The 18,614-nt window shown below is 62.7% G+C and carries 19 protein-coding genes; 7 read left to right on the top strand and 12 right to left on the bottom strand.

The features are described 5' to 3' along the window. Position 1 precedes the first annotated feature (1 nt). The 5 genes from gspE to ABC977_RS09925 form a co-directional block, all read right to left on the bottom strand. A complete protein-coding gene (gene gspE, locus ABC977_RS09905) occupies positions 2–1,774 on the bottom strand; it encodes a type II secretion system ATPase GspE (protein WP_369667095.1) in 1,773 nt (590 codons plus the stop codon). Further along, positions 1,761–2,801 (bottom strand): MraY family glycosyltransferase, encoded by a 1,041-nt coding sequence (locus ABC977_RS09910; RefSeq protein ID WP_369667096.1) that lies wholly within the window; start codon positions 2,799–2,801, stop codon positions 1,761–1,763. The genes gspE and ABC977_RS09910 overlap by 14 nt, the downstream gene beginning before the upstream one ends. Before the next feature lie 42 nt (positions 2,802–2,843). Further along, positions 2,844–3,398, bottom strand: coding sequence for a DJ-1 family glyoxalase III (locus tag ABC977_RS09915; RefSeq protein ID WP_369667097.1), 555 nt, complete (start codon positions 3,396–3,398; stop codon positions 2,844–2,846). A 63-nt stretch (positions 3,399–3,461) separates the two neighbouring features. After that, positions 3,462–4,763, bottom strand: coding sequence for a S41 family peptidase (locus tag ABC977_RS09920; protein WP_369667098.1), 1,302 nt, complete (start codon positions 4,761–4,763; stop codon positions 3,462–3,464). 248 nt (positions 4,764–5,011) lie between these two features. Next, positions 5,012–6,115, bottom strand: a complete 1,104-nt coding sequence (locus ABC977_RS09925; protein WP_369667099.1) for a murein hydrolase activator EnvC family protein — start codon at positions 6,113–6,115, stop codon at positions 5,012–5,014. A 147-nt stretch (positions 6,116–6,262) separates the two neighbouring features. Between ABC977_RS09925 and ABC977_RS09930 the strand changes: the two genes are divergently transcribed. The 4 genes from ABC977_RS09930 to ABC977_RS09945 all read left to right on the top strand — a co-directional run bounded on the left by ABC977_RS09930 (position 6,263) and on the right by ABC977_RS09945 (position 8,695). Next, positions 6,263–6,631 (top strand): ArsR/SmtB family transcription factor, encoded by a 369-nt coding sequence (locus ABC977_RS09930; protein ID WP_369667100.1) that lies wholly within the window; start codon positions 6,263–6,265, stop codon positions 6,629–6,631. A gap of 108 nt (positions 6,632–6,739) precedes the next feature. Then, the gene (locus ABC977_RS09935; protein WP_369667101.1) at positions 6,740–7,156 is read left to right on the top strand and encodes a rhodanese-like domain-containing protein; all 417 of its coding nucleotides are present in this window, start codon (positions 6,740–6,742) and stop codon (positions 7,154–7,156) included. A 37-nt stretch (positions 7,157–7,193) separates the two neighbouring features. Further along, positions 7,194–7,676, top strand: coding sequence for a protein-export chaperone SecB (gene secB, locus ABC977_RS09940; protein WP_369667102.1), 483 nt, complete (start codon positions 7,194–7,196; stop codon positions 7,674–7,676). Positions 7,677–7,687: 11 nt separating this feature from the next. After that, positions 7,688–8,695 carry an NAD(P)H-dependent glycerol-3-phosphate dehydrogenase gene (locus tag ABC977_RS09945; protein WP_369667103.1) on the top strand — a complete coding sequence of 336 codons (1,008 nt, stop codon included), beginning with the start codon at positions 7,688–7,690 and terminating at the stop codon, positions 8,693–8,695. A gap of 15 nt (positions 8,696–8,710) precedes the next feature. On the opposite strand, the gene ABC977_RS09950 is transcribed toward ABC977_RS09945, so the two are convergent. Beyond that, complete coding sequence (locus ABC977_RS09950; protein ID WP_369667104.1) at positions 8,711–9,187, bottom strand: tRNA (cytidine(34)-2'-O)-methyltransferase; 477 nt, start codon at positions 9,185–9,187, stop codon at positions 8,711–8,713. 104 nt (positions 9,188–9,291) lie between these two features. On the opposite strand from ABC977_RS09950, the gene ABC977_RS09955 reads away from it, so the two are divergent. Then, positions 9,292–10,242: a dihydroorotate dehydrogenase gene (locus ABC977_RS09955; RefSeq protein ID WP_369667105.1), complete on the top strand. Its 951-nt coding sequence runs from the start codon at positions 9,292–9,294 to the stop codon at positions 10,240–10,242. A 93-nt stretch (positions 10,243–10,335) separates the two neighbouring features. After that, entirely contained in the window at positions 10,336–10,560 is a 225-nt protein-coding gene (locus ABC977_RS09960) for a hypothetical protein (RefSeq protein WP_369667106.1), read from the top strand. 149 nt (positions 10,561–10,709) lie between these two features. Here ABC977_RS09960 and ABC977_RS09965 read toward each other — a convergent pair whose 3' ends face one another. From ABC977_RS09965 to ABC977_RS09990, 6 genes are all read right to left on the bottom strand, one after another. Further along, positions 10,710–11,120 carry a hypothetical protein gene (locus ABC977_RS09965; protein WP_369667107.1) on the bottom strand — a complete coding sequence of 137 codons (411 nt, stop codon included), beginning with the start codon at positions 11,118–11,120 and terminating at the stop codon, positions 10,710–10,712. Positions 11,121–11,270: 150 nt separating this feature from the next. Then, complete coding sequence (gene ntrC, locus ABC977_RS09970) at positions 11,271–12,719, bottom strand: nitrogen regulation protein NR(I) (protein WP_369667108.1); 1,449 nt, start codon at positions 12,717–12,719, stop codon at positions 11,271–11,273. Beyond that, entirely contained in the window at positions 12,719–13,789 is a 1,071-nt protein-coding gene (glnL, locus tag ABC977_RS09975) for a nitrogen regulation protein NR(II) (RefSeq protein WP_369667109.1), read from the bottom strand. Before glnL ends, ntrC begins: the two co-directional genes overlap by 1 nt. Positions 13,790–13,986: 197 nt before the next feature. Continuing rightward, positions 13,987–14,502, bottom strand: coding sequence for a DUF4124 domain-containing protein (locus ABC977_RS09980; RefSeq protein ID WP_369667110.1), 516 nt, complete (start codon positions 14,500–14,502; stop codon positions 13,987–13,989). 165 nt (positions 14,503–14,667) lie between these two features. Beyond that, positions 14,668–16,074, bottom strand: a complete 1,407-nt coding sequence (gene glnA, locus ABC977_RS09985; RefSeq protein WP_369667111.1) for a glutamate--ammonia ligase — start codon at positions 16,072–16,074, stop codon at positions 14,668–14,670. A gap of 346 nt (positions 16,075–16,420) precedes the next feature. Further along, complete coding sequence (locus ABC977_RS09990) at positions 16,421–17,581, bottom strand: cation diffusion facilitator family transporter (protein ID WP_369667112.1); 1,161 nt, start codon at positions 17,579–17,581, stop codon at positions 16,421–16,423. A 118-nt stretch (positions 17,582–17,699) separates the two neighbouring features. Between ABC977_RS09990 and glyQ the strand changes: the two genes are divergently transcribed. Continuing rightward, positions 17,700–18,608 (top strand): glycine--tRNA ligase subunit alpha, encoded by a 909-nt coding sequence (gene glyQ / locus ABC977_RS09995; RefSeq protein WP_369667113.1) that lies wholly within the window; start codon positions 17,700–17,702, stop codon positions 18,606–18,608. Positions 18,609–18,614: the final 6 nt, after the last annotated feature.

Genomic DNA, 18,614 nt, shown 5'->3' on the forward strand with positions numbered 1-18,614 from the left:
GTCACGCCTCCTCGGCCACGCGCAGGACCTCCTCGACGGTGGTCCGACCTTGGAGGGCCTTCCGCAGCCCATCGTCGTACATGGTCATCATGCCTTCGGCGATCGCGACACGTTGGATCTCGGTCGCGGTCGCATGATCGAGCACCGCGCGGCGGATCCCATCGGTCACCAGCAGGACCTCGGCGATCACCAGGCGGCCGTGGTAACCCATCTGGTTGCATTGCGGACAGCCGACGGGACGATACAGACGCACGGCGGCCCCATCGGCGAGCCGTTCGAGCTTGTCCCGCAACGCCGGCTGTGGTTCGACCGGGACGCGACAATCCGGACACAAGCGGCGCACCAGGCGCTGCGCGAGGATCCCATTGACGGTCGAGGTCAACAGGTAGTCATCGACCCCCATCTCGAGGAGCCGGGTGACGGCACTCGCCGCGTCGTTCGTGTGGAGGGTCGAGAGGACCACGTGACCGGTCAGCGCCGATTGCACGGCAATCCGTGCCGTTTCGAGATCGCGCATCTCGCCGACCATGATCACGTCCGGATCCTGGCGGACGATCGCGCGGAGCGCACCGGCGAAGGTCATGCCGATCGACGCCTTGACCTGGATCTGATTGATGCCCTGGAGCTGATATTCGACCGGATCCTCGACCGTGATGATCTTGCGTTCCTCTGTGTTGAGACGGCTCAATGCCGTGTACAGGGTGGTACTCTTGCCGCTGCCAGTCGGCCCCGTGACCAACAGGATGCCGTAAGGCTGTTCGAGGATCCTGAGCAGCCGCTCGCGCGGCGAGCCATCGAAGCCTAGCGCCTCGAAGTCGAAGCGCACGCTCTCCTTGTCCAGCAACCGCATCACGACGCTTTCGCCGAACATGGTCGGGACCGTCGATACGCGCAGGTCGAGCTCGCGGCCCTGAACACGGATCGGGATGCGGCCATCCTGCGGCAGCCGTCGCTCCGCGATGTTGAGCTTGGCCATGATCTTGACCCGCGACACCACGGCGGCCTGCGATCGCACCGGCGGGGCCTCGACCTCCCTGAGGATGCCATCGATCCGATAGCGAACCTTGAGCTGATCCGCGAAGGGCTCGATGTGGATATCGGATGCACGATTCTCGACGGCCCGCTGGATCAGTTGGTTCACGAGCCGAATGACCGGTGCCTCGCTGGCGAGATCCTTCAGGTGCTCGATATCGTCTTCGTCGATCGCCCCGAGCGCCGAGTCCAGGTCGTTTTGGTCCGGCTCCACCGGATGCTCGTAGAGCTGTTCGATCGCGGCCTCGATCTCCGATGGCAGGCCGACCATAACGCGCACGGGCTTGGCGACCGCCAGCGCCAACGCGTCACGGAAGTACGGATCCGCTGGATCGGCAAACGCGGCCTCGAGGGCCTCATCGTCGTCGCGCAGCGGCAGGATCCCGGCATCCTTGAGGAAACGAAGGCTGACCAAGCCTTCGGCGACCGCCTCCGTCGGAAAACGGCTCTTGTCGGCAAGCGGCAGGCCCAACACCTCGGCAAAGGCCATCGCCATGTCGCGCTCCGAGACCAACCCCAGGCGGACCAGCATCCGCAACAACGGATCACCGCTGTCGTCGGTCACCCGACGGGCGCGATGCAGATCGGCCGTCGCGAGCTTGCCGCGTTTGTGCAGCGCCGCGATGATCCGCGAAGCTGGATCGCTCGGATCGGTCGCCGGCTCCGCGAGGGGTCGATCCGCGTCGGGATCGCCGTTCCACGTCGGCTCGATGCGCTCGGCGATCCCGTCAGCCGCGATCATGTTTCCTCTCCAAAAGGCCAATCTTCAAGTGGATCAACACGAGGATCGCAGCCCAGGCCGCCAGCAGAAACCATTGTTCCGATGGAACCATGGCCGGGGCCATCCAGGCCGACGCACCGGTCGCCGCAAACAGCAGATAGGCCCAGATCAGCGTCTGACGATGGCTCCAACCGGCCCCTACGAGGCGCTGATAATGGTGCGAACGGTGCGCTTGCCAGACTGGTTCGCCAGCCACGAGCCGTCGCAGCAGGGTCCAGGTAGCATCGACGATGAAGGGCGCGAAGGCCAGCCACGCGACCCACAGCGGGAAGAGTCCGCTCCCGCTGCCCCACAGGGCCAAGGCGGCAGCCAAGAAGCCGAGGCTCGACGATCCGACATCGCCCATGAAGAGCCGCGCGCGGGGAAGGTTCTGGGTCAGAAAGCCCGCGGCCGCGGCGGCGATGGTCGCTGCCACCGCCGCGAACAAGGGATCGCCGCCCTGCCACCCGAGCGCGGCCAAGACGCCGAAACCCACCGTGGCCATGCCGCCGGCCAAACCATCCAAGCCATCCATGAAATTGTAGAGGTTGGTCATCCAGACGACGAACAGCACCGTCAGCAGCATCGCCAGCGGCGCCGGCGGTAGCCAGTGGCCACCCGGCCATAGGATCTGCCACCAGCCGATGCCGCCCACGAGCAGCACCACCGCCGAGAAGACGTGGATCATCAAACGCACGGGCGGCCGGACATGGCCGCGGTCGTCGAACAGGGACACGATCGCGACCGGCAGCACCGAGGCCGCGATCCACAGCAACTCGGCGCGCGCGCCGAGGACCGGCGCGGCGAAAAGCAGCGCGATCGCGACAGCGACCAGGATCGCGAGCCCGCCCCCGCGCGGAACGGGATGGAGATGCAGCGATCGCGTATTCGGCTGGTCGAGCATCTGCAACCAGGGTATCCGGCCGCGACTCATAGCGTACGAACCGGCTGCCGCCAACGCGAAGGCCGTCGCTGCGGCGCCCACCACGACCGAAGCGTCATCCAGCATGTCGCGCGCTCGTCGACTCCACGGCACCCATGTCGATCGGGTTCAAACCTCGCGTTGCAGTTGGTTCTCGACCTCCGATCGACGATCCTGCCCGACCAGCAGCTCGATCAGCGTCAACGCGAAATCCATCGCGGTTCCCGGACCGCGCGATGTGACGAGCTTGCCGTCTACGACAACGGCGTCACTCCGATGGCGAACCGACGGGTAGGCGGCCGGATCGAGCGCCCCCGGATACCAGGTCGCCGCGCGTCCGTCGAGCAGCCCGGCGTTTGCCAACACCTTCGGCGCAGCACAGATGGCCGCCGTGTAGCGATCCATCGACCGGTGTCGGGTCAGCAGCTCGCGGACGCGCGGATCCTGGTCGAGATGATCGGCGCCGGGCAGCCCACCGGGTAGAAGGATCATGTCGAACGATTGGTCGGCGACCGCGGCCAGTTCGGTGTCCGGAACCAAGACAGTCCCTCGGCTGGCGGTCACCGGACCGGCGACCATACCGGCCGTGACGACCTCGATCGCGGCCCGGCGCAACAGGTCGATGAGCGTGACAGCTTCGAGTTCCTCGAAACCCTCGGCGAGCGGTATCAGAACACGCAGCATCAAATCCTCCGTCGTTCGTAACGATCAATCGCGCGCGTCCGCGCCACCGGGGGAATCATGCCTTCAGCCGGCCCTGTCGCTCTGAAAGAGCACAACACCCTTGAGCACGTTCAGCGCCTCGCTCAACTGGTAGTCCTCGAGCGCCAGGGGTCGATCGACGGGGCCGTCGGATTCCGTCTCCGCCGGGTCGGCGTCATCGAGACCGCGGATCAGATCGGCTTCCTTTACCGCGTTTTCCGCCGGCCGCGCCAGGATCAATTCGCCCTGCGCCACCGTGATGTCGGGCACGATGCCGTGGGCCTGAATCGAACGTCCATCCGGTGTAAAGTAGCGGGCGGTCGTCAGCTTCAAACCACGGGACTCATCGATCGGGACGACCGTCTGCACCGACCCCTTGCCGAAGGTCTGGGTACCCATGATGATCGCCCGACGATGATCCTGCAAGGCCCCGGCCACGATCTCCGACGCCGATGCGCTGCCGGCGTTGACGAGCACGACCAAGGGCGCACCGCCGAGCAGCTCATCGGGATTCGCGGAAAAATCCAGACGCGAGGCCTGATCACGACCCTCGGTGTAGACGACCAAACCTTCGTCGAGGAAGGCGTCCGCGACCTTAACCGCGCTATTGAGCATCCCGCCCGGGTTGTTGCGCAGATCCAGGATCAAGCCTTTGAGACGACCGTCGTTCTCCTGTTCGAGATCGCCGATCGCGCGGCGCAGGTCGTCCGGCGTGCGCGCCTGGAAGTGTGAGATCCGAACATACCCGAAGCCCGGTTCGAGCGACCGGCTGCGAACGCTCGCGACCTGGATGACCGCACGCTCGATCTCGAGGGTCAGAGGGTCGCTGCCCTCGCGGATAATCGTCAGCGAGATGCGGCTGCCTGGCTTGCCGCGCATCTGATTGATCGCATCGTTGAGGCTCATACCCTTGACCGGCTTGTCGTCGATCCGCACGATGAGGTCGCCGGCCTGGATCCCAGCCCGCGCGGCCGGCGTATCGTCGATCGGCGCGATGACCTTGATGAAGCCGTTCTCCATGCCGACTTCGATGCCGAGCCCACCGAACTCGCCACTGGTACCTACCTGCAGTTCGCGGTATTCGTCGCGATTGAGATAGGCGGAATGCGGGTCGAGGCTTGACAGCATGCCGCGGATCGCACCCTCGAGCAGGTCCTCGTCGTCGACCTCCTCGACGTAGTCCTTCTTGATGCGTCCGAGGACCTCGGCAAAGGTCCTAAGCTCCTCGAGCGGCAGATGGGCCGAGGCCTCGTCACGCTCGGCGAGAACGGGGCCGATCTGCGTGCCGAACAGACCGAGCAACAACCCGAACAGCATCCCGTAGAGGACGGGGAGGCGCGTTTTCATGATATCTGGTTCCCGTAACACGGCATTGGGTTTGGCACCGCGCCGCGGCCGGATCAGCAATGGAGCCCGGGCCCGCGATCGCAGTATTTGAGCACAAATTCAAGGCGACGTTCCGCGACGACGAGCACCCAAGGCCTCTGGGTCGTCGGGCCTTCGACGCGGCGTCGACGACCCGACCCCGCCGAACGCCCCGCGTGAGTCGCCAGGCTGGCGTTGCGGACGCGCCACCCGATCGATCAGGGCTTCCTTCAGTGGGCGCGAGCTGCAAGCCACTGCTCCGGATTCACCGGCCGGCCTTGATGGCGTAACGCGAAATACAGGCCAACGGCATCGCGACCGCCGGTGGTCCCGCTCAGCGCGATGGTCTCCCCGGCCACGACCCATTCGCCGGCCTCCTTCAATAGGGCTTGATTATGCCCGTAGAGCGTCAGGAAGCCATCATCATGATCGATGATCAGCAGGAGGCCGAGCCCGCGCAGCCAGTCGGCATAGACGACTCGCCCCGGATGCACCGCGCGGACCGGCACACCCTCCGGGACGGCCAAGACGATGCCGTCCCAGGTCATTGGCCCCCCGTCTTTCGGGGCACCGAAGCGGGTAACCAGCCGGCCGGGTACCGGCCACCCGAGCTGACCTCGCCGCTGCGCGATCGGCACCAATTGGACGTCGGCCTCGGCGTCGATCTGCTCGCGCTGCTCGAGACTCGTGATCAGCCTCCGGAGCGTTTCGGCATCGGCCTCGAGTTGCGCGACACGCTCCCCACGTCCCGCGATCGTCTGCTCGAGCTCGGCGAGCAGCGCACGGCGGCGAGTTTGCGCCTCTTCGAGTTTTTGCTGTGATCGCCCCTGGTGTTCGGCGAGCCGCCGCAGGCGATCGACCTCCTCGTCGGCGGCCGCCGCCAGCTCGACGAGACGCGTGGCGCGCGCTTGGGTGCCGAGGATCCGCTCCCGTCGTTGCCGGTTGATGTAATCGTAATAGCTCAAGAGGCGGGTCAGCCGATGACCGTCCTCCTGGTTCAGTATCAACTTCAGACGGTCCGCGGGCCCCGCCGCGTAAACGGCGCGCAGTAAATCGGCCAGCGCCCGCTGCTCGCGCGCGAGCGCCTGTTGCTCGTCAGCGAGTGCGCGGCGCAAGCGTTCGATCACGGATTCCTGATCCGCGATCTCGATCGCGAGTTGGTGCCCGGCACGGGCCAGCGACGCCACGTCGCGCTCGGCTTGCTGCAACTCGCGCGCCAGCTCGGCGCGGGCCGCCCGCTGCGTCGCCAAGTCGCGGCGCACCGTCTCGACTTCGCGCTCGATCGTTTCGAGATCGCGGCGTTGACGTTCGAGAACGCTGTCGTCGGCCAGCACGGATGACGCCAGCAGGCTTATCGATAAAACGAGCGGTATCCTCAGACAACTCATCGTGATCAATGGGGTCGGTTGGGGAGTGGAGCTTCGCACCGGGGCCGAAAAGGACTAACATCCGTGCTTATGGAACCGCTGACGAGTACCCCCATGGTCGGCCCGATCGAACACACCGAACACCCTGTCCTGAATGACCCTGCCGATCGATCGGGTGCCGCCGATCTGTTCGCGAATGATGCCGACATCGAGCGCGCGTCGCGGTCGCTGAAGGCCATGTCTCACCCGTTGCGACTCAAAATCCTGTGCACGCTCGGCGATCAGGAGGTGAGCGTGCAGGACATCGTCGATCAGGTCGGAACCTCGCAGAGCAACATCTCGCAGCATTTGGCCATCCTTCGCGACAAGGGAATCCTCGCCGCCCGCAAGGATGCCAACCGCGTCTACTACCGGGTCAGCGACGCTCGTACCTTGCGCCTGATCGGCATGATGCGTGAAGTCTTTTGCCCGCATGTCCGATGAAAGTCGGCTGAGGTGACGCCGCCGTGCCTGAGTCCTATAATAGGCGGCTGCCCAGCACCCGGCGAACCTGATCGCCGACGGGGCCACCTCAAGACCACAGGCTTCACGATGATCATCGAGTTTATCGTCAACAACTGGCTTCTGTTTCTTGCGCTCGCGGTGATCCTTGGGCTCCTGACGCACAATCTGATCGTCGGCAACAAGGGTGTCGTCGATCCGCTCGACGCGACCGACCTGATCAACCATAAAGACGCCGTCGTCGTCGATGTCCGTCCGGCCGCTGATTTCGCGAAGGGCCACATCATCCACGCGATCAACATCCCGATCAACGGCTTTCAGAATCAGATGGGCACACTCCATAAGTACCGGGAGCGGCCGATCGTCGTCAATTGTCGATCCGGGTCCCAGTCGACGCTGGCCTGCCGGCATCTGCGCAAGGACGGTTTCACGCAGGTCCACAATCTTCGCGGCGGTCTGATGGCGTGGCAGAATGCCGGTTTGCCTTTGTCACGCAAGAAGCGTTGACGACCAGCCCCCACCCTCAACGATGGACGACGACACCATGGCCGAGCAAGCGCCCCAGGAAAATGCCCGACAATTCATCGTGCAACGGATCTACACGAAGGACATCTCGTTCGAGACTCCGAATTCGCCCGCTGTCTTCCGCCAAGAATGGAAGCCCACGCACGATTTGAATCTCAACACCCGGGTCAACAAACTCGCCGACGACACCTTCGAGGTCGTTTTGGCGGTCACGGTCACGACCAAGATCGGGGATATGACCGCCTTTTTGGTCGAGGCGCAGCAGGCCGGCATCTTTTCGGTCGCCGGGTTCGCCGAGAACGAGCTTGGACCGTTGCTCGGTGCCTACTGTCCGAATATCCTGTTCCCTTATGCCCGCGAGGTCGTGTCCGATCTGGTCACCAAAGGCAGTTTTCCGCAATTGGTGCTGCAACCGGTCAACTTCGACGCCTTGTTCGCGCAGCATCAGCAACAGGCCGCGGTCCAGCGTGAGGGTGGCGACGGCGCCACCCGCGAACACTAGGGACAGCCGCTATGGCGAGCGCACCCCGGACGATCGCGGTGCTCGGCCCTGGATCCTGGGGTACCGCGCTCGCGATTCAGCTCTGTCGGAACGATCAACACGTCCGTCTGTGGGGAAACGATCCCGATCAGATCGAAGCCCTGTGCCGCGACCGCGAAAACAAACGGTTCCTGCCGGGCGTACCGCTGCCCGAGCCTCTTCTGCCGGTCGTCGACCTCGACGAGGCCCTCGCCGGCATCGTCGCTGTGCTGGTCGTCGTACCCAGCCATGCCTTTGCCGAGGTCGCGGCCGAACTGGCGACGCGATTGCCGGATGATCTAGGGATCGCCTGGGCCACGAAGGGCTTCGCGCCCGATGGCGACCGCCTCTTGCATCAGGTTGCAGCCGAACGACTCGGCGAGCGTCCGATGGCCGTCGTCTCCGGCCCAAGCTTCGCCGCCGAAGTCGCCCGCGGCCTACCCACCGCGGTGACGGTCGCTGCCAACACCCCGGCCTTCGCGCAGCACATTGCTGCGCTGCTGCATAGCGAACGGTTCCGCGCTTACACCCATGATGACCTGGTTGGGGTCGAGGTCGGCGGTGCAGCCAAGAACGTGCTTGCGATCGCCACGGGGATCGCCGATGGGCTCGGTTTCGGCGCCAATACGCGTGCTGCCTTGATCACCCGCGGGCTTGCTGAATTGATCCGACTCGGTGTCGCCCTCGGCGGCCGCCGCGAGACCTTCATGGGCCTCGCGGGGCTTGGCGACCTGGTGCTGACTTGCACCGATGACCAGTCGCGCAACCGGCGAATGGGTTTGGCCTTGGCCAAGGGGCGCGGCATCGACGAGGTCAAGCGCGAGATCGGTCAAGAGGTCGAAGGGATCCTGACCGCACGCTCCGTTCACGCGGCCGCGCAGCGGCTCGGTATCGAGATGCCGATCAGTGAACAGGTCTACCGCGTCCTGTATCAGGGCGTGACCCCGCAACAGGCAACGGATGCGCTGTTGGAGCGTGATTTGCGCGCCGAGCTGGATTGACCGGCGCTGAATAGCCTAGGCGGGAATCGGCGCGGCCCCGGCAAACCCGTTTTGTCGCCAGGCTTCGAACAACACGATGGCCACCGCGTTCGACAAGTTCAGGCTGCGGTTGCCTGGACGCATCGGGATCCGCAACCGTTGCCCGTGTGGCACCGTACCGAGCAGCTCGGCCGGCAAGCCGCGCGATTCCGAGCCGAACAACAGGACATCACCGGGCAAGAAGCGAATTTCCGTGTACGGGGTCTCGCCGCGAGTGCTGCAGGCCAGGCAGCGCGCTGCCGACCGATCGCGCCAGAAGGCTTCGAGGTTCGCGTGAACCCGCATCGTCGCGAACTCGTGGTAATCGAGACCGGCGCGGCGCAGCCGCCGATCGTCGACCGCAAAACCCAAGGGTTCGATCAGATGCAACGAGGCCCCGACATTCGCGCAGAGACGAATCAGATTGCCGGTATTCGGCGGAATCTCGGGTTCATGCAGTACGACATCGAACAAGGCTTTGTCCTCCCGTGTTCAACCGGCCTCCTCGAGCCGTCATGCCGGGAGAGGCACCCCGGCCAAGGCGGTCCTTCGTTTCGCGTCTCCCTGGATCGAGGTCTATGTCTGCATCACTGATTGATCCGCGTCTCGCCATCGATTTCTGTGGGCTGAGGTTCAGCTCGCCGCTGGTCCTGCTCTCAGGATGCGTCGGCTTCGGCGAAGAATACACCCGGGTTCGCGGCTTTTCGAATCGCGATGTCGGGGCCGTCTGTCTCAAAGGGACGACGCTCGAAGCACGGCTTGGCAACGAGCCGCATCGGGTCTGCGAGACACCGAGTGGCATGCTCAACGCGATCGGGCTGCAGAACCCTGGCGTGGATCAGGTAATCCGAAAGATCCTACCGACTCTCGACTTCTCCGAGACGCGATTCATCGCCAATGTCTCCGGCTCGACGGTCGAGGAATACCACGAGGTCACGCGACGCTTCGATGACTCGCCGATCGACGCGATCGAGGTCAACATCTCTTGCCCGAATGTCAAGGAAGGCGGCGTGACATTCGGCAACGACCCGCGGATGTCGGCGGACGTCGTCCGCGCCTGTCGGCGGGCGACGAGCAAACCGCTGATCGTGAAGTTGTCCCCGAACCAAACCGACATCGCGTTGAATGCCCGCGGATGCCTCGAAGCCGGTGCCGATGCCTTCTCGGTCATCAATACACTGATGGGTATGGCCATCGACAGCGAGCGCCGCCGCGCGGTGCTTGGCAACCGGCAGGGTGGCTTGTCCGGTCCGGCGATCAAACCGATCGCGCTGCTCAAGGTCCATCAGGTCTATCAGGTATGCCGAGCCCATCGGGTCCCGATCATCGGTCAAGGCGGGATCCAGGACGGCCGCGACGCGATCGAGTTTCTGATCGCCGGAGCCACGGCCGTCGGTCTCGGCACCGCGCTCTTTTACGACCCCTTGATCTGCTCGCGCGTCAACGCCACCTTGGGCGATTACCTGACGCGGCATGGGCTCACCCACGTCGGCGAGCTCACGGGGTCGCTCGCGACGGACGATGCTTGACCGGCTACAGTCAAGCCATCTATATTAGCGATCATGGATAAACTAAATAACGCCAATGATCAGGCGCATGCGAATGGTGATTGGAGAGCATTTATGAGTGATATCGAGGCGTTGAAACAAGAGAAGCAGGCACTGATCGACAAGATGCTCGTCATGCAGAAGCAGTTCATCGAGTACGAGCATCAGCATGGCGTGTCCGGCAAGGACTACTGGGCATCGGGGGATGGCTTCCTTTCCAGTTATCGCCAGGAGTACATGGACATGGCCAATCGGGTCGTCGATCTGGCCCATCAGATCGTCGGTTCATCGCGCCTGTGACCTGGTCGGGCTATCGCATGGGATACGTCACTGGAATCCTGCGTATCCCCTGCGCGGTCTGACGAGGGTCGAGAAACAACCGGCGTACCTCGAGGCCGGGTTGGCGCTGCCCAGCCCCCTTTCCAAGGGTCGAGTTCGGCCGCTCCTTTTCAAATCCCTTCTGATCGAGGTCGGATGTGCTCGATGTATTTCGGCACATCGAGCATCTCGAGGATCACCCTCTCGCCACGAGCGATCAGCGGTCCCTCGCTGTCGCGAAAAACGAATTGGCAGCCGATACGGCCGCGACTCTGAAAGGGGATCGGGATCATATCGCGATAGGTATAGACGTTCTCGTCGATCTCGCCTCCGTCGCAGGTCAACGGACCTTGACCGATGGGTCCTTCCGCTTCGGCTTCCTCGAGAATCAGGGTGCCGGCCTGCCACCAGCGCGTCGCCTCGACCGATCCCGTCATCGTCTTGATGATGTACGCCCGGGCGAATCGGATGCGCAGGACCCCCTCGGCCAAGTCGATCCTGTCGACCACGGACCCTGGCAATTCGATATGGCTCGTATCCACGTCTTTCTCCTGAGCAAAGGGCAAACGCGTACGCGCCGAATCGATGGGCAACGCGCACTCGATCTCGATCGTTGAACCAGACAGATGGGGAGACGCTGTCACTCGCAGTCTTCGAAGAATCGCCGTGACGACCCTCTTCGAGGGTCTCGTTCAGTCACGTTCCGATGACTGCTCATCGAATTCGTCGACGTCGGAAGCGCATTCGATGTCAAGCCGTAAATCCTTGATCTTTCTCGTCAAGGTGTTCCGCCCCCACCCCAGAAGGCGCGCCGCCTCGAGGCGGCGCCCGCCGGTGTGGTCGAGGGCACATTGAATCAGGATCCGTTCGAAGGTCGGCAGCACCTCGTCGAGCAGCGCTGAGCGACCGCGCTGTAGTTGAACACAGGTCCAGCGGCGCAACGCCATCTCCCAATCCTCGTCGTCCTGATCGTCGCCGGCCAGCTCGTTCAGTTCCGGCGGCAAGTCCTCGGCGTGAATTTCCTTCGTCGATGCCATCACCGTGACCCAGCGAGCGGTGTTTTCGAGCTGCCGCACGTTGCCCGGCCACGGCAAGCGCTTGAGTTTATCACTCGCGCTCGGCATCAGGATCTTGCTTTCGCAGCCCAACTCCTTCGCCACCTGGATCAAAAAATGGCGCATCAACAATGGGATATCCTCACACCGTTCGCGCAGGGCCGGGAGATGAATACGGATGACGTTGAGCCGGTGGAAGAGGTCTTCGCGAAAACGGCCCTGCCGAACCAGGTCCTCCAAATGCTGGTGGGTCGCGGCGATGATCCGAACATTGACCTTGATCGGTGCGACGCCCCCGACCCGGTAGAATTCGCCATCGGCCAGCACCCGCAGCAACCGCGTCTGCAATTCGGCGGGCATATCACCGATCTCATCGAGAAAGAGGGTGCCACCGTCGGCCTGCTCGAAGCGACCCTCGCGTCGCGTCTGGGCGCCAGTGAACGCACCCCGTTCATGACCGAATAACTCCGATTCGAGCAGATCCCGGGGTATCGCCGCCATGTTCAGTGCGATGAAGGGTTGATCCGACCTTGGGCTATGACGGTGCAGGGCATGCGCGACCAACTCTTTTCCGGTTCCGGATTCGCCATTGATCAGGACCGTGATGGTCGAACGCGCGAGCCGGCCGATCGCGCGGAACACCTCCTGCATCGCCGGTGCCTCGCCGATGATGTCGGGGCCCGGCACTGGCAGCTCTTCGATCGGCGTGGCACCGGCGTTGCGACGACAGGCGCGCTGAACCTGCGCGACCGCCTCATCGAGATCGAAAGGCTTGGGCAGGTATTCGAAGGCGCCGCTGTGGAAGGCCGATACCGCGCTCTCGAGATCCGAATGCGCGGTCATGATGATCACTGGCAGATGGGGGTAACGTGCGGTGATCTGCCGCAAGAGGTCCAGGCCATCGATGCCCGGCATCCGAATGTCGGACAGGATCACGTTTGGCTGTTCGCGTTGCAAGGCTTCCATGATGCCGACACCATTGGAGAAGCTCGTGACGTCCATCTCGGCCTTCCGCAGCGCGCGCTCCAGGACCCAGCGAATCGATCGATCGTCATCGATAACCCATACCTTGGGTTCTTTGCTCATCAAGACCGCTCCAGTGGTAGATAGATGTTGAACAGGGTCCGGCCGGGGCGGCTCTCGCATTCGATGAGGCCGCCGTGCTGATTGATCAATTCCTGTGCGATCGGCAAGCCTAGGCCGGTGCCGCCAGGCTGGCCTGTGACCATTGGGAAGAAGATCCGATCCCTGAGCTCATCGGGGATGCCCGGGCCGTTATCCTCGACCTCGATGCAGACGACCAGCCGGTGGCGTTTGCTGCCGATCGTGAACTGTCGCAGGACGCGCGAGCGCAGCACCACATGGCCGCAACGGCCCGCTGCTGCGACGGCATTGCGTGCAATGTTCAGCACGGCCTGGATCAGCTGATCCTGATCGGCGTCGATCTCCGGGATGCTCGGATCATAGTCCCGCTGGATCGCCGGCCCATCGGGTGATTCGGCGATCAACAAGCCTCGCACATGCTCGAGGACCGAATGGATATTGACCTGTCGTCGCTGCGGCATCCGGTTCGGACCGAGCATTTGGTTCATCAAAGTCTGGAGACGATCCGCCTCCTCGATGATGATGCGCGTGTATTCACGAAGCGATTTGTCCGGCAACTCGTCTTCGAGGAGTTGCGCGGCCCCGCGCAAGCCTCCCAGAGGATTCTTGATCTCGTGTGCGAGGCCGCGAATCAGTGCCTGACTCGCCTGGTGCTGAGTGATCAGCTGCTCCTCCCGCGTGATCCGCAATTGGCGATCGACCTGATGCAATTCGATCAGGATCTCGCCCGCGGCATTGACTTGGTGCAGCGGCAGCACCGTGCAATTGACCGTGATCGACCGACCATCGAGCAATAGCAGATTCCGTTCGCGCTCGGTGAATGGGTGTTTTGTGGTCAAGGCCTCCTCCAGGCGCGCTTCCAGATCGCCCTCGGGACATGCGACGATCTCCCCGACCGGGTGTCCGAGGACATAGCGAGCGCTGACCGCCAGCAGCATTTCGCTGGCAGGATTCAGGTATCTCAGACGAAGGTCTGCGCCGAATAGGAGCACGGCGGTACTCAGATTGTCCAGGATGGTGCGTTCCAGATTCGTCGTCGGTGTCGAGACCATGGTGCATGAGACCGGCAATGATCGAGGCGAGAGGCGAATCGTCTGGGATGGCTCCGGGGTCCGCATCGAAGGGGAACACCCAACGGCTCTAATCAAGCAAGAACCAGACCATTCATGGAACAAGATAGGGGGGTATATCGGCGTCCCGAGACCGGTGATCGCTCCTCGGAGGGTGACGCAGTAGAACTTTGGCTAAATCACGGTGCCGGCCCGGTCGGATCCAAGCCGGGCCGCCGATGGAAGACAATCGGATCCGTGGTCGCGATGACGTCGTCGCCATCGCGTATCACTGCCTGGAGACGATGCGACCCGGGCGCTAGCCCTTGCAAAGCCGTCTGGGTCTCGCGCAAGTCACCGGGAACCAGTTGGCCGTTGACACGCAGCTGAAGCCGTTGCTCGGGCATCAGCGAAGGGATCAGCAAGAGTCGGATCGCGACCGGATCCTCATTGTGCGGAACGATGTCGCCATCCGCCGGCTCGAGGATCTCGAAGGCCTCGAACGGGCCCGGATCGCCGGTCGGTTCGTCTGGGGCCACCGTATCAAAGGGGCGCGCCGCAGGCGGCGGCCCGCTGCCGCGACTCTCCACCAAAACGGAACCTGGCACGGCCCGATCGGAGAAGGTGACCCGACCCTGTTCATCGACATGGCGATAGACGTCGGCGGCGAGCGGTGACGCCAGGATGGCCAGAAGTGAAACGATCAGGTAGCCCATGGCACGAGAGGATAGTGCAGGTTGGGGTCAGGAGCCAACCGTTTCGGGGCGATCGGGCATCGTCAGGTATGGAGCCGGAACCCGCTGGTGTGTCCCGGCTCCCCGTCCCGTGCCCGGCGCGGCACGCACTGCACCGCGCCGAACGCTGAATCGATCAGCGCATCGTCAGAGACTGTAATAGAGGTCGAACTCGATCGGATGGGTCGTCATCCGCAGCTGCGTGACCTCTTGCATCTTCAGCGCGATATATCCGTCGATCAGGTCGTCCGTGAAGACTCCGCCGCTGGTCAGGAATTCACGGTCCTTATCGAGCGCGCCGAGCGCCTGATCGAGCGAGAAGCAAACCGTGGGAATGGACTTTTCCTCTTCCGGCGGCAAGTCGTAAAGATCCTTGTCCATCGGATCACCCGGATGGATCTTGTTCAGGATCCCGTCGATGCCCGCGAGCATCATCGCTGCGAACGACAGATAGGGGTTGCCCATCGAATCGGGGAAACGGACCTCGATGCGGCGCGCCTTGGGACTCGGGACATGCGGGATGCGGATCGACGCCGAACGGTTTCGCGCCGAGTAGGCCAGCATGACCGGCGCTTCGAAGCCGGGGACGAGGCGTTTGTAGGAGTTGGTCGAGGCGTTGGTGAAGGCATTCAACGCACGGGCGTGCTTTATGATCCCACCGATGTAGTAGAGCGCGGTCTCCGACAAGCCGCCGTATTTGTCACCCGCGAACAGATTCTTTCCGTCCTTCGCGAGGGATTGGTGCACGTGCATCCCGTTGCCGTTATCACCGACCAGCGGCTTGGGCATGAAGGTCGCTGTCTTACCGTAGGCATGCGCGACATTGTGGACGCAATACTTGAGAATCTGATTCATGTCCGCCCGGTGGACCAGGGTCGCGAAGCGCGTTCCGATCTCGCACTGGCCGGCGGTTGCCACCTCGTGGTGATGCACCTCGACGGGCACCCCCATCTCTTCGAGCGCAAGGCACATGGCTGCGCGTAGATCATTCAGCGAATCGACTGGCGGCACGGGGAAATAGCCACCCTTGACATTCGGCCGGTGCCCCATGTTGCCGTCTTCGAAGACCTTCGCGGAATTCCAATCGGCCTCCTGGGAATCGATCTTGTAGAAGCAGCCACTGATGTCGGCACCCCAGCGGACATCGTCGAGCACGAAGAACTCGGGCTCGGGTCCGAAAAAGGCGGAATCGGCGATACCGGTGGACTTCAGGAAGGCCTCCGCACGCTTGGCCAGCGAGCGCGGATCCCGTTCGTAGCCTTGCATCGTCGAAGGTTCCAGGATGTCGCAACGCAGGATCAGGGTCGCTTCATCCGAAAAAGGGTCGAGAACGGCCGTCTCAGCCTCGGGCATCAACACCATGTCGGACTCCTGGATGCCCTTCCACCCGGCGATCGACGAGCCGTCGAACATCTTGCCTTCCTTGAAGAAGTCGTCATCGATCTGACTGCTGGGCAGGGATACGTGCTGCTCCTTGCCGCGGGTATCGGTAAACCGCAGATCAACGAATTTGACTTCCTTTTCCTTGATCATCTTTATGACGTTTCCAGACATCGAGGTCACTCCAAATTGGGTCGTGTTGGGAAAGAGCCGCTGTGCACAGCCGGGATCGGTCCTTTACCGCAAAACGGCATGGACGATGCGGCCAATTATGCATGAAAAATGCCAGTATGAACCGAGACTGGCTGGCCTATCGATCAGCGCCGGGTTCAATGCAAGACGAGACATCGTCAAGGCTGCTTCGGCGAGCCTGCGCGCTGAACCGCTACGCTTGGGGATATGGGATCACGTCAGCGCCGGCTTGGAAAGGGCTCGGGTACGCGGCACGACGACCTTGATTGGCCGCGGGCTCGCCGAGATCCGTCACTAAAGTGGTGCAAGGCGTCGAGGAAACGCCCCATTAGTGTGCGTCACCTCCAAAGTAGATCGTGACGCGCTCGAAAACCGGTTCGCTGATCAGCGCCCGTGACAAGTCGTCGGCGAGTCGCTGCGCATCGGTTTCACGCCCGCTGTAGGCGCTCAGCGGAAAGTAGACCTCGACCTGTATCCGTCCGTCGAGGTAATGCAGGACGATGCGTTGGCGGCTCGCCGCAGCGGGGATCGAGGCCCAGCGTCGGGCGAGATGATCCAAGGCTTCCGCGCGTGGGGGCAATCCGACCGAGCGTGATCCATCCTCGTCATCTTCCGGGTCGATGTGGACTGTGACATCGATGATCTCGTCGATCCGCGCCTTCAAACGGTCCTCGACGATCTGGCTGATCATATGGCCCTCGGAGACACTGAGGCGCGGATCGACGAGGACGTGGACATCCGCTGCCGCTTGGCCGCCGAGTTTGCGCGTGCGCAACATATGCACGTCGCGGACGCCTGGCACGGCCCGGATCGTATCCTGCACCTTCGCCAACCGCTCGCGGCTCAGGCCCGTGTCGACGAGCTCGCGAATCGCCTCCCAAACGAGGTCCCACGCGATCTTCGCGATCATCAAGGCTACCAGGATCGCAGAGACCGCATCGAGGTAGTTCAGGCCGGCGATCGAGCCAGCGACGCCGACCAGGACCACGACCGACGAAATCGCGTCGGTTCGATGGTGCCAGGCGTTTGCGCGCAACATCGTCGAGCCGACTTTTTCTCCCGCCTTCAGCGTATACCAATACAGGGCTTCTTTGATTAGGATCGACAGTGCGGCAGCCCACAATGCGATGACGCCTGGGATCAACAGCGTGTCCGGTTCGAACAGGCGTCGAACCGCATCGTAGGTGATGCTGATCGCGACCACGGCCAATGCAATGCCCAAGACCAGCGTGACGACGGTCTCGTAACGCGCATGGCCGTACGGGTGTTCGAGATCGGGGGCACGGGTCGCCTTGCGACCGACGAACCAGACGACGAAATCAGAGAGCAGGTCCGACAGGGAATGGATCCCGTCGACGATCAGCGCATAGGACTGACCCACGATCCCTGCGCCGATCTTGAAGATCCCCAGAAAGAGGTTCGCTACGCCGGCAACGACCGAAGTCCGAGTGATCGCCCGATAGCGTCGCTCACGCGTTGCCGCATCCATTGGATTACCCCACAAACGATTAGATCATCGAGACAGACGCTGGACGTGGCCAGCGTCGAATCCTTGCCGATATACTAGCTGTTTTATTCAAGACCATTACTAACCCCGGGAGCCGGCATTGAATTGTGATTCGCTGGACCTTGAAACCTTTCAAGGGCTGATCTTTACGCTCGAACGATTCTGGGCACGTCACGGTTGCGTGATCCTTCAGCCTTTGGACATGGAGGTCGGGGCCGGGACTTTCCATCCAGCTACCTTCCTCCGGTCGATCGGCCCAGAGCCGTGGCGAAGTGCCTATGTGCAGCCGTCGCGACGGCCAACCGATGGTCGTTATGGAGAAAACCCCAATCGTTTGCAACACTATTATCAATTTCAGGTTGTTCTAAAGCCATCACCGATCGATATCCAGGAGCTCTACCTGGCTTCGTTGAAGGCGATCGGAATCGATCCGTTGGTCCATGACATTCGCTTCGTCGAAGATAATTGGGAATCGCCGACCTTGGGCGCCTGGGGCCTCGGCTGGGAGGTGTGGCTCAATGGCATGGAGGTGACCCAGTTTACCTATTTCCAACAGGTCGGAGGACTGGATTGCCGGCCTGTGACCGGCGAGATCACCTATGGTCTGGAACGCCTAGCCATGTACCTGCAGGCCGTCGAGAGCGTCTTTGATCTGGTGTGGTCACGGACACCATTCGGCGCGGTCACCTACGGCGACGTCTATCATCAGAACGAAGTCGAACAGTCGGCTTTCAATTTTGAACACGCGGACACCCGGTCGCTGTTCGAGCAGTTTGACACCTGTGAACGCATCGCGCAGCACCTGGTGGGACTCGGTCTCCCGCTGCCGGGCTACGAGCAGGTGTTGAAGGCTTCCCATACCTTCAACCTGCTCGATGCGCGGCGTGCTATCGGCGTGACCGAACGGCAACGCTACATTCTCCGGGTGAGAGCGTTGGCGCGGGCGGTTGCGCAGGCCTATTACGAGCGCCGCGAAGCCCTTGGATTCCCATTATTGAACCGCCGTTAGAGGTCA

This window comes from Thioalkalicoccus limnaeus, from assembly GCF_041197575.1.
Classification (GTDB): Bacteria; Pseudomonadota; Gammaproteobacteria; order Chromatiales; family Chromatiaceae; genus Thioalkalicoccus; species Thioalkalicoccus limnaeus.